The sequence below is a fragment of the Undibacterium sp. FT79W genome, assembly GCF_014284215.1.
Lineage (GTDB): Bacteria > Pseudomonadota > Gammaproteobacteria > Burkholderiales > Burkholderiaceae_D > Undibacterium > Undibacterium aquatile.
In genome coordinates this window covers 16186-27043 of the sequence record NZ_JACOGB010000013.1, presented here as the reverse complement: position 1 = coordinate 27043, position 10858 = coordinate 16186, and the positions used below count along the sequence as shown (strand labels likewise).

The 10858-nt window shown below is 46.0% G+C and carries 11 protein-coding genes and 2 pseudogenes; 7 read left to right on the top strand and 6 right to left on the bottom strand.

The window, feature by feature from the left end; all coding sequences use genetic code 11:
* Positions 1-104 precede the first annotated feature (104 nt).
* The 3 genes from H8K38_RS17920 to H8K38_RS17910 all read left to right on the top strand — a co-directional run bounded on the left by H8K38_RS17920 (position 105) and on the right by H8K38_RS17910 (position 2600).
* Complete coding sequence (locus H8K38_RS17920; RefSeq protein ID WP_186886218.1) at positions 105-470, top strand: MbcA/ParS/Xre antitoxin family protein; 366 nt, start codon at positions 105-107, stop codon at positions 468-470.
* Between the two features lie 555 nt (positions 471-1025).
* Positions 1026-2318 carry a type II toxin-antitoxin system HipA family toxin gene (locus H8K38_RS17915; RefSeq protein WP_186886215.1) on the top strand — a complete coding sequence of 431 codons (1293 nt, stop codon included), beginning with the start codon at positions 1026-1028 and terminating at the stop codon, positions 2316-2318.
* Entirely contained in the window at positions 2319-2600 is a 282-nt protein-coding gene (locus tag H8K38_RS17910; RefSeq protein WP_186886214.1) for a helix-turn-helix domain-containing protein, read from the top strand.
* A 94-nt stretch (positions 2601-2694) separates the two neighbouring features.
* Here H8K38_RS17910 and H8K38_RS17905 read toward each other — a convergent pair.
* Positions 2695-2907: pseudogene (locus H8K38_RS17905) on the bottom strand (UvrD-helicase domain-containing protein); the annotation flags it as partial.
* 86 nt (positions 2908-2993) lie between these two features.
* On the bottom strand, positions 2994-3233 hold the full coding sequence (locus H8K38_RS17900; protein ID WP_186886213.1) for a hypothetical protein: 240 nt from the start codon (positions 3231-3233) through the stop codon (positions 2994-2996).
* 400 nt (positions 3234-3633) lie between these two features.
* Between H8K38_RS17900 and H8K38_RS17895 the strand changes: the two genes are divergently transcribed.
* From H8K38_RS17895 to yjjJ, 4 genes and pseudogenes are all read left to right on the top strand, one after another.
* Positions 3634-4041 (top strand): MbcA/ParS/Xre antitoxin family protein, encoded by a 408-nt coding sequence (locus H8K38_RS17895; RefSeq protein ID WP_186886212.1) that lies wholly within the window; start codon positions 3634-3636, stop codon positions 4039-4041.
* A 371-nt stretch (positions 4042-4412) separates the two neighbouring features.
* Positions 4413-5102: an RNA-guided endonuclease TnpB family protein gene (locus tag H8K38_RS18590; protein WP_255423072.1), complete on the top strand. Its 690-nt coding sequence runs from the start codon at positions 4413-4415 to the stop codon at positions 5100-5102.
* Positions 5103-5114: 12 nt separating this feature from the next.
* Positions 5115-5288, top strand: a pseudogene (locus tag H8K38_RS18585) (zinc ribbon domain-containing protein); the annotation flags it as partial.
* A gap of 274 nt (positions 5289-5562) precedes the next feature.
* On the top strand, positions 5563-6924 hold the full coding sequence (yjjJ, locus tag H8K38_RS17885; RefSeq protein ID WP_186886211.1) for a type II toxin-antitoxin system HipA family toxin YjjJ: 1362 nt from the start codon (positions 5563-5565) through the stop codon (positions 6922-6924).
* A gap of 91 nt (positions 6925-7015) precedes the next feature.
* Here yjjJ and H8K38_RS18580 read toward each other — a convergent pair whose 3' ends face one another.
* The 4 genes from H8K38_RS18580 to H8K38_RS17870 all read right to left on the bottom strand — a co-directional run bounded on the left by H8K38_RS18580 (position 7016) and on the right by H8K38_RS17870 (position 10826).
* The gene (locus H8K38_RS18580; protein ID WP_255423071.1) at positions 7016-7147 is read right to left on the bottom strand and encodes a hypothetical protein; all 132 of its coding nucleotides are present in this window, start codon (positions 7145-7147) and stop codon (positions 7016-7018) included.
* Between the two features lie 262 nt (positions 7148-7409).
* Positions 7410-8531: a CAP domain-containing protein gene (locus H8K38_RS17880; RefSeq protein ID WP_186886210.1), complete on the bottom strand. Its 1122-nt coding sequence runs from the start codon at positions 8529-8531 to the stop codon at positions 7410-7412.
* A gap of 934 nt (positions 8532-9465) precedes the next feature.
* Complete coding sequence (locus tag H8K38_RS17875) at positions 9466-9735, bottom strand: phage virion morphogenesis protein (RefSeq protein WP_186886209.1); 270 nt, start codon at positions 9733-9735, stop codon at positions 9466-9468.
* A gap of 371 nt (positions 9736-10106) precedes the next feature.
* Positions 10107-10826 carry a DNA/RNA non-specific endonuclease gene (locus H8K38_RS17870; RefSeq protein WP_186886208.1) on the bottom strand — a complete coding sequence of 240 codons (720 nt, stop codon included), beginning with the start codon at positions 10824-10826 and terminating at the stop codon, positions 10107-10109.
* Between the last annotated feature and the right edge of the window lie 32 nt (positions 10827-10858).

Sequence of the window (10858 nt, the reverse complement as noted above, 5' to 3'; positions counted from 1 at the left end):
AAAACAATAGGCTATTTGCAGAAATACGCCAGAGGTGTGAAAAAACAATAGGTGTTTTGCAGATCGGTGCCAACATAGTCAATCAAAAATCAAAATCTCAACAAATGTCTAGTGTTGGCCTCAAGACCTTTTTCAACATCGCATCCGCATGGAAGTTGACGAATGATCAGGAGGTGATTTTACTGGGTTCGCCAAGTCGCTCTAATTTTTATAACTGGAAGCGGAATCCATCTGCTGCCAATCTCAACCGGGATACGCTGGAGCGTATTTCTTATATTTTAGGAACATACAAAGCACTGCAGATTCTATTGCCAGATCCTAAAGCAGCCGACGAATGGATTTCAAAGCCAAACGCAGAAGCTATATTCGGAGGAGAGTCTGCCTTGGCCAGAATGTTGTCTGGCAATGTGTCCGACTTGTTCGTGGTACGGCAATACCTCGATTCCATGCGGGGAGGGTGTCGTAGATGAGTCGGGCGGGAACGCCGCCAAAGAAAGCAAAGGCCCTATTATGGGCTTCGAGCACCATTTCCTGCGTCTCTCTTGGGCAGGCCACCACGAACATCTGACGGCTATACGCTAAGCGGAAATGGCGACTTTAATGGATTGCATCACACCGCCGAGTTCTACTCGCTCCAGAATCCAGTCAAACTGGCAGGCGTTACAGGCTTGGAATAGCAAGGGGACGAAGGCGTCAGTGAGTCTGGGGCCATGCTTGTGAGCCTTCCAGTGCTCTTGGCCATTTTGGTCTTGACCAGCTTCGCGCTAGCTAGCCATGTAAACCTCCCCCAATCAATGCCACATATTATTAGAGTTTTGAGGGTGGTGAAATAATCGATACTCAACGACCACCGTTTGGGAGGGTTTTACAACGAAATCGACGCCGGTAGATCTATTTGACTGTACATAGGCAACTTGCTCTCGACTAAGTAACAAAAATTATTCATGGTTAGAGAGTATAAATACACACTTTAGTGGCATATATAAATCCATTGCATTACATATTTATACCACTATAATGTGTAAATGGAATTAAATAACTGCACTATACAGATTTTTATCGAGAATGCCTGGCATGACGCGGCAGTACTTGAGCTCACCGGAGATTCAGCCTTTGGCATGAAGGCATCGACCTATTTGGTTTATCTGCAAGAGCACATCCTGAAACATTGGGGAAAATGCGATGCCAGTGCCCTTTCTGTCAATATGCCAGTTAATCTGGATTCCTATGCCTTGAATTCATGGCCGGCGTTTCTGATTGATTTACTGCCACAAGGTTTTGGACGAATCGAATTATTGAAACAGCTTCGTCAAGACATATCGGCTGGTTCTGCTGCCGATTGGGCTCTGCTTTGTTCTGGTGCAGGAAATCCTATTGGCAATCTCAGGATTAAAGAGGCACATAGCTGGGCTTCGGAGAGAACATCTGGCTTCCCGCGTGGATTTACCCTTGATGAAGTTGCGTCCAGAGCTGGCGAGTTTAATGAATATCTGGCACAGCACGGTCTGTTTTTAGCAGGCTCCTCTGGTGTTCAAGGCGAATGGCCGAAAATTTTACTGACCAGGGCACGTGACGGATTGTTTTATCTTGATCACACACTCGCCGACGATCAAGCGGAACAGCATTACATCGTGAAGTTTGGACGTGGCACCGATCCATCCTTGGCGAATATTTTGCGTTTAGAAGCCCCCTACATGCGACTGGCAAAGCATTTAGGACTGAATGTATATGCAGAATTGATCTTGCGCGAACGTGCATTATTCATTCCTCGTTTTGATCGCCAGATTCAGGATGGAAAAGTCATTCGCTTTGCTCAGGAAAGCATCGCTTCTCTATGTGAAATCACAGGATTTTCAGGGCTACCAAGTCACAATCAGATTTGCCAAAAACTGAGCAAAGTCGTCACGGAACCTGAAAAAACCGTTATTGAATATATCAAGCGAGACATCGCCAATATCGTTTTGGGGAATAAGGACAACCACGCCAGGAACACCGCCATACAACGAAGTCTCAATGGTTACATTGGATTGACACCTTTATTTGATTTTGCACCAATGTGGTTGCATCCAGACGGTATTGCCAGACGCATCCGGTGGCAATCCGATGATGGTGGGCTGCCAAGCTGGAGAAGCGTGATTCAGCAAGCCAGTGAAGCAGCAGACCTCGATATCTCAACACTCAAGTCCGGCGTACAAGCCATGGCAGCGCCAATGTCTACGTTACTCAATTATGCGAAAGAATGTGGGATAGAAGAAGAAATGTTGCATCCGTTTGAAAAAACGGTGAAAAACGTGCGTGCGCAGTTGGAGGATTTGTAAATGGATAAACGCTATAAACCTCTGACTCCGATGGAAGAGCTACAAATTCGTCGCATTTTGCTAGAAGAGCTAACCGCAAAACCGACTACCCCCATTCCTGCCGTCATCCGGAAAATACGTACCGGATTACGGTTCACAATTCCCGAATATGCGAAGCTATGCGGTGTATCTGCACGTACATTGCAAGATATCGAACGTGGAGAATCAAGTCCGACTTTAATGACTGCAGAAAAACTGCTACATCCGATTGGCATGACTCTGGGTGCAGTGAAGAAGTTGTAACCCCATGAAAGCAGCAAAGAGATTCGCTCGGTCGTGAGATTGAATGCATGCTGATTTTCTTTTTGGTTGACGTCCTCCTCGCCTTAAAGGATAACGCTTGAACCACATGCCATTGTGCGTCGTTGGTATCCTGGAACTCATCAAGAATGACGACCGGATACATTGTCGCGATGAGGTGCCGAATACGCTGGCTACCATGCAGGATGTCCCCTACATACGAAGCGAAGAGATCGAATACGCAAAGGCGCTTCGTCGTCTTGCAATCATATGGGGGAAGACCAATCAGCTCAAGTCTGAGCCAGTACATCTAAAATTCTTCAGGAATGATCCTGACCTAATGGTCTAAACAAGGAATTTTGATTTTGTATTTCAAACGCACCTGCCAGTAACGCACTATAAATCTTTAATTTTGTTGCAAAGTGCGTCAAATTCCGCTTTCACTGCTTGCCTGAAATCTTCCCGAGAGGGGCGGTTGTTCTCATCCGAAAAAATATCATTCAACTCCAGGCTCCTCGTCTCCATCGTCGCCACCGCATATTCCAAAAAGCTGTAATAGCCTTCTGGCGGCCTCAGCCCATGCCCGGCCCACGCTGCAAATGGTGCGAGATTTGATGGATCATTGTGCTCGTCCATACTTAACTCCTTCAGACATAGGTGTGAGATAAAGATAAAAATAACTTATAACGAGTAGAGTTCTAGAGACTTAGATTGAATCGACACTAAGTCTCTAGACAAATATTTAAAATGCGTAAAAAAGAAAAAATCTCAGATGATTTTTTTGGTAAATATTATTTAATTGGCGAAATAATGTTATTCAGTGATGAACTCTGGAGTGAGTTTGCGACTTTAATAACTGAGAATAGAAAGTTTTTTCTGAGTAATCTTTCGGGCTGGTATTTCAACAGTCATATTAAAAAATATATAATTCTGAGATCGTACCTATTCCGTTTTCTCACCTCAAATGTTTAATGAACTTCGAAAAATCTCAAAATATCTACTAAATTAAAAATTAAATACAGATGTGGAGTATTGTATGCGCGCAACCGTTGCCAATCAAAAATCAAAATCTCAACAACTCTCTGGTGTTGGCCTCAAGACCTTTTTCAACATAGCATCCGCATGGAAGTTGAAGAATGATCAGGAGATGATTTTGCTGGGTTCGCCAGGTCGCTCCAATTTTTATAACTGGAAGCGGAACCCATCTGCTGCCAATCTCAACCGGGATACGCTGGAGCGTATTTCTTACATTTTAGGAATATACAAAGCACTGCAGATTCTTTTGCCAGATCCTAAAGCAGCTGACGAATGGATATCAAAGCCGAACACAGCAGCCATATTCGGAGGAGATTCTGCCTTGGCCAGAATGTTGTCTGGGAATGTGTCGGACTTGTTCGTGGTGCGGCAATTCCTCGATGCAGTACGGACAGGGTGGTCGTGCTGAATGAAGCGAAGTCGTGCATTATCCTATTGGCGCGTAAAACCCTGTCCTTCAGGGCGGGGATATCAGCGCGGGAGGCGACAGCCTCCTTGTTTTTGTTAAGAGCCATCCTTCATAGGGATGTACTGAACAAATGCACAGTATAATAAGCAATGTCCAACGATTCCATATCACTCACCTTCAACACGCGCGTCTTACGTCTGCGCTTGAAGGATAAGCATGCCGCCGTGTTGCGGGATCGGGCTATGTGGGTCAATCAGATCTGGAATTACTGCAATGACCTGCAACAGCAAGTCTAGCGCAGAGAAAAACGCTTCCTCTCAGGATACGACTTTGCTCCCTTTACTAAGGGTGCAGGCAAAGAAGGCATCCCATTGCATTCGCAGACGATACAAGCGATCTCCGAAGAATACGCTACCCGGCGTAAGCAATTCAAAAAAGTCAAACTGCGCTGGCGGGTATCCACCGGCAGCCGCCGCTCATTAGGATGGCTTCCCTTTAAAGCCTCGGCGCTGACGTATCGCAACGGACAGGTCTGGCTCTCCGGGATTGCTACACCGTTGTCGCTGTGGGACAGCTACAGGCTATCACAGTGCAAGCTAGGCGCAGGAAGCATCGCGGAAGACGTGCGCGGTCGCTGGTATCTCAATATTACCGTGAAGGTTCCCAAAGCGGCTCCGACTGACGGTCGTGCAGATTTGGGTATTTATCTGGGCTTAAAGGATTTTGCGGGCTTCTCGGATGACGCCATCGACAATATTGAAGCACCGCAGTTCTACCGTGATCTCGAATCAGTCTTGGCGGTAGTGCAACGCGCGAATAAAATATCGCGGGTAAAAACGATTCACGCCAAGATAGCGAACTGCAGGAAAGATTTTCAACACAAACTCAGCACCACACTGGTTCGCCGGTACGGTGCGATCTTCGTTGGCAACGTGAATGCGTCTGCCCTGGCACAGACCCGGATGCCAAAATCCGTGCTCGATGCGGGGTGGTCGCAATTCAGATCCATGCTCCAGTACAAATGCGATGACGCAGGTGGATGGTTTGTAGAAGTCAATTAAGCGTATTCCACCCAAGACTGTTCTGTGTGCGGTGCACACAGCGGTCCGAAAGGACTGAAAGCCCTTGGAATAAGAGAATGGATTTGTCCATACTGCGGCACGGTACATCACCGTGATCGCAATGCTGCTAAAAACATTCTCCGTCGCGGACGTGCGACGCTGGCTGCAGGAATCCCTGTCCTTTAGGGCGGGGAGGACGTCAAAGACACTGGAGTTTTTACCAACAATGACCCGGTCATGTTCTTCGGTAGTGCCAATTCTTCTCGGTGTTGTGCACGAACATTGAGAGATCAATCTGCCTGAAGATATCATCCTCGCGTGCTTGCTGCGTCGTATCTTCCATACCACTTTTGTGATACGATTATTCCATTCAAAATACTATTCATTTTAGTATTCAAAAATGAATATTTTACTATAGAGAAAAAACTAATTTTTCTATTCACTGAATTTCGAAAGCATAGTGACTAAAATCCAAAAAATTGAAAATTTACAACATTTTCTCAAGAAGGGGCCTGCAAAAACCCCGTCTATTCTTAGAGAACTTGACATCAGTCAGCCTACTTTCTCACGTTTATGGGCAACCGTACGAGACGGGGTGGTGTTGGGTGCTGGTAAGGCACGACTGTATGGACTGAGGCGTAACGTACAGGGGGTCGATGTTCCTATTCCTATATTTCGGGTTTCTGAAGAGGGAGGGATCAGACCCATTGGATACCTGGATGTTCTTCAAGGCGAGTTTTATGCGACGATTCCCTTGACGGGATCCGGCTACGATGTGTTTAAGGGCTTACCATTTTTCACCCGAGATCTCCGGCCTCAAGGATTTTTGGGGCGCATAGAGCCCGGCAGAAACCGGGATTTGGATTTGCCAGACAACATCTTGCACTGGACGGATGAGCAGATATTGAAATACATTTCACGGCGTAGTGAAAATGCAGTGGGAGACCTCATTTTCGGTAATGAGTCCTATGCTAGGTATCTTGAGTCTTTTGCCGCTCTAGAGAAGCAAGTTATATCAGTTGAGGAGCGCTCTGTGCGCTATCCTAAGATGGCAGAAGACTCCATGCAAGGAGAGCCACCTGGCTCATCCGCAGGTGGTGAACAACCTAAGTTCACTGCCGTTATTCGCCGTGAAGATGACGGGATGTTAGTTGAGCACGTCATAGTTAAATTTTCACCGCAAGTTAATACTCCCTCTGGTAGACGCTGGGGAGACTTGCTCATATGTGAGCATTTGGCGTTACAAGTTCTCGCTCGGAATGGTATTCCTGCAGCTAGAACCACGATTCTCGAATTGGACTCTCGTGTTTTTTTAGAGGTTGTTCGGTTTGATCGAGTCGGATTGAGAGGGAGACTTCCGATGGCTACTTTTTCCGCATTGGATGGTGATCTTGGCATGATGGATCAAAATTGGACGGCTGTAGCTCGTGAGCTTGGTCGCCTCGGAGAACTGTCTGGAGAGGATATTACTATCGTTGAGATACTTGACCTTTTTGGTGCACTCATCGGTAATACAGATAAGCATCATGGAAATATCGCGGTCTCATGGACATTTGAACGCAAACACCAATTGTTGGATGCGTATGACATGCTTCCAATGCTATATCGCCCCAACTCTCACGGCGAGATTGTTGAACGGGAGTGGTTACCCGCTTACATAGGGAAGATGGAGTTGAGGCATCTATCGAAGTGCTACGACATGGCGCTTCAATTTTGGGGAGACGTTATTAATGATCCTCGTATATCTGAGGACTTCAAAGGTGTCGCGGAGTGCCATTTGAAGGCTATTAGACCATTTGCCCCTGTAGTGGGAGCTGATTGAGTTCTAACTTGGCTTGCGATGCATCAGTTATCCTGCGTACTGACTTTCCAAAATTGCGATTTGATTTAAAGTACAACGGTAATGATGAAATTTAGTGATCGCTTTTTTTCAAAACTGAATCGGTGACACCGGAAAAAAGTCTCCAAATAGCAATTAAAGGTGCGAAAAAACCTCGCGGCGTCTCCTTCGCAGCTGAAATAAAACCGTCTAAAAATTCTTTCATTTTGTCCTCTCCCCTTATCGCTAAGTACGTTGAGCAAACCACTTACCAGCCTATCAAGTTTTTGCTACTTGCGCCGCTTTAACTTGCACGTTATATCCGACACAGTGACTCAAACAGTTTTTGTTCGAGCGCCGTAGGAATCGCCGCCTTCCAGGGGCGGCGAGGATGTCAAGAATTTGTAACCTTATATTGGCAGGCAGATTTCGAACATTATCAATTGGTATCCTCCTCTATCTGAAGGAAGGGGAGGATATTAATTGCGTTAGAAACTTGGTAGCAAACGATCTGCTGTTGTAAAGCTTGTCGTGCAACCATCACTTTTTCCAACAACGATTTTAAGATTACCATTCTCAACGACGCAGCTAAAATCCTGACCGTTGACAGAACCATGCAATACCGCCGTGTAGGTTGTTGATGGTTTCAATTGTGCCTTCGCCGTGATCCATGCCTCATTCTTCGGAATAAATTTTTGTGGATCATTAAGTGCCGTGTAAACGTAGGCGTTCAGTGGCATCGTTGATCCCGCTTCCGTCAGCGTGAAGTCTTTCAAATTCAACGTCTGACTCGCTTCCAGTGCAAATGAAATTGGATAGCCCACTTTGCCATAAACGAGACCGTCTGGATACTCTGGAAATGGATTGGTAGTTTCTCCCGCCATTGTTAAATTGACGTTTGTTTGCTTGTTGACCGGATAGAACATTGCAAAGTCTGAGGCGTTACGTTGGCCGATAGTGTCCTTTCTTGCGAGAATAATGTTGAGTGCGACAGAACCGTCACAAGTGAAACAATACGTCGCGCTACCAACATCTCTCACCGATTGATCGATCAAAATGCTTCGGTGGTAGATCGTATTAATCAAAGCTTGGATCGCACCTGATGACGTATTTGCCAGAGCCAATCCACCACTAATAAATTGATTGGTTTTGTATCCAGCAAAATTAGCTCGGTCGGATAAAGTCTTTCCTGTAAATCCTGGTTTCAACGGATCTTCATCAAAGCCACCAACCTGGTTGATCTTCAGATAGTTGGCATGGTTTGCGGCCGAGAGTGTCAGTTCCGGCGAATAGGCGAGCAAACCCAGACCGAGGCTTTTCCGGAAATCGTTCAGGTAATTGAATGACTTCAATTCTTCTGAACCTGCAGGGAAGGGTGGTGTTGGAACACTCGTTTGTAAATCTGCTGGCATCGTGCAAACGCCATTGATTAATACTTGTGATGTGCCGCATGTAGTACCTGTGCCGCCTGTGCCTGTATTGGAACCAGATGGTGTGCTGGAGCCACCGCCACCGCAGCCAGTCAATGCCAGCGCCGTTGCCAAAGCCGACAAACGCAAAACTGGAAAAGTCGTGATTTTCAAGTTTTTCATGTTCGTATCCTCTTTCAATAATTGTTCTGAGCAAAAAAGGTTGGCACTCAGATTTTGTTTTCAGCCGTTACGCTGTGACGACCATGACTTCATTCTACTGACTAAAAAATAATGTCAAATCACGCTCCGGTTCGCCAAATTTTTTGGGGCTGGTCAGAAGGAACGCGAACCGTCTGATACCTTGTGCTATCAATTCGAGATGATCTCGCATATACATGAACACGAACAGAAGAGGCGGCATGATTTACTCAATGCCGTCTTCATCAAGAATCAGGTTGCGGGAGCTATTGGGCGAGTGAATAAACTAGCAGCTAAGGAGATATAATCAACGCATGTGCGAGGTGGTGCATAAGCTCAACTCCATCACCGTAGAGTCACGATACCCTTAAATATTCAGCTATATCCAACGGTCGAATACTATCAATCGGCATTGCACAAAATATCGCAAGCAATACATTGAAATATTGAGAGTGAACGAAATAGTCTTTCCCCCCTGGTACAGATTTATCTAAATAATATGCATTGATCATACTAATTTTACAATAAAATGTATAATATGGACGCTCCCAAAGAAAGTTTTTTATAGCAACACTTATTCCTGCGATAGGTTCATGCTCCTCAAGAATTCCCCCCGGCGAATGACGGTGTGCGTTCCGGCTTGTAGAAAAACTGGAGGCATCAGATGGAGTTCGACATAATAATAAAGGCGCTCAACTACTTCGTAGCCGACCTCAAGTGAAGTAAGGTTTCATTGCCAAGTATCGAACGATATAGTCAACACGAACCATGTGTCGCCTGCTCGGCGTGTCTACGGGGTACGTTTTTTATACGCTGGTCCAGGATGCGCCATCCGGTGGAAAACGTCGCTGACCGAATTCTCGGTGGCGTTCTCGCTGCAGCGACGTAACTGAATTGTCGTTGTAAGTCTCTGGATTGACTGATCAGTGGCTTTTTATTGATTGCGCTTGTTTGCCCTTTTCTTGATAAGGTTCCGTCTTTTTGTCGTTTCCACCTGCCTTTCCAGATACTGCAGTATCGTAGCTTCGCTGTTCGTAACCCATGGTGTGCCATCTGGCGAGGAAGAATTGTCAAAGCTGCTCATGCTGATCACCATGACGACTTCACCAATTTTCCGCATCGCTGGCTCGGTGTTACCAGTCGCCGCCATGATGCGATTTAACACCGTATGGATGTTGCCGTCGTTGTAGGTGATTTCTAACATTGTCAATCCTGTGCTATGATTAAATTATAGGCATCACCGTTTCGGACGTTTGGTTGGGGGAAGTTGCATCGGCCAGTTGCCTGCTATGTTTTAATCAGGAAAGAAAGCAAGTATAAGGCTCTGTTTTTTGTTTTCCGATCTCATTTCAAACACAGTCTGAAACATTTCCCCCGCGAACTCTTTAAAAACTAGGTCGGTTGGCGAATGATTGTTTGTGTCATCTCCAGCGCAAACGTTCCGGTTCCCAAAATGATACAAAATTGATGTTTCGTTACACCGCGAACCTACAATCTTAGGCAATACCAAGAGGATGCCTCCAGTCCGACATCCGGATAGCCGAATAATATTTCACCACAGCCGTTTTACTCTGATTACAAAACGCTTCCATCAGGTAAAAAACGTATCCCCGTCATCTTCACCAGTTCTTCATAGCTGATCGGTGGCGTCACTCGGGCTGAGTCCGTATTTTCTATCCAGTACGCCCATGCTTTTTTAGTGCTGGGATCGTAGACTAATTTGTATAGATAAGCCGGCACCCAGACTTGATTCCGTCCTATTGTTTCTGGCGAACGATCAAATACCGGACCTGTGATGACGTAGACATCGCCTACTGCTCGTTTAATATATTTCCTCGTGGCGACTTCAATGCTGTTCCACGTTTTTTGATTATTTTTGGGGTTCTGCGGGACCATATTGGCTAACGAAAAACACTGGGCCATCCCATTATCTGTGGCCATGTCTCCGGCGGGAGCCATGTGTCCGCGATCATATCCAGAGGATTTGTAGTCGTCGAGTTCTGCTCTTTCTGCTCTTGGTAGCCGGGCATCTGCAAAGAATTTCTTTGCACGTTTGACTTTGGCGTCGATCTTTTCTTTGTTTAAGCGTTCTGCAACATACACAGGTGTTTTACTTTGTCCTGAGTGGAGTACGGCAAACTCATCAAAGCACAGTGCTCTGGTATTGGGATGGTTAGTGACAACCGGTACCGCGCCATTGACGAAGAACTGTTTGCACTCTGCAAAATCCTGGGCAGCAAATGCATTGGAGATACTGGAGATCAGAAGTAATAAAGCGAAGGTAATGCGCGACATAAAACTGGGGTTTCCTTTTACTGTGGGAGATG

What these genes read in the sequence shown, in the direction of transcription:
- H8K38_RS17920 (WP_186886218.1), top strand. Translation starts at nt 105, where the DNA reads ATGTCTAGTGTTGGCCTCAAGACCTTTTTCAACATCGCATCCGCATGG.
- H8K38_RS17915 (WP_186886215.1), top strand. Translation starts at nt 1,026, where the DNA reads ATGGAATTAAATAACTGCACTATACAGATTTTTATCGAGAATGCCTGG.
- H8K38_RS17910 (WP_186886214.1), top strand. Translation starts at nt 2,319, where the DNA reads ATGGATAAACGCTATAAACCTCTGACTCCGATGGAAGAGCTACAAATT.
- H8K38_RS17900 (WP_186886213.1), bottom strand. Translation starts at nt 3,233, where the DNA reads ATGGACGAGCACAATGATCCATCAAATCTCGCACCATTTGCAGCGTGG.
- H8K38_RS17895 (WP_186886212.1), top strand. Translation starts at nt 3,634, where the DNA reads ATGCGCGCAACCGTTGCCAATCAAAAATCAAAATCTCAACAACTCTCT.
- H8K38_RS18580 (WP_255423071.1), bottom strand. Translation starts at nt 7,147, where the DNA reads ATGAAAGAATTTTTAGACGGTTTTATTTCAGCTGCGAAGGAGACGCCG.
- H8K38_RS17875 (WP_186886209.1), bottom strand. Translation starts at nt 9,735, where the DNA reads ATGTTAGAAATCACCTACAACGACGGCAACATCCATACGGTGTTAAAT.
- H8K38_RS17870 (WP_186886208.1), bottom strand. Translation starts at nt 10,826, where the DNA reads ATGTCGCGCATTACCTTCGCTTTATTACTTCTGATCTCCAGTATCTCC.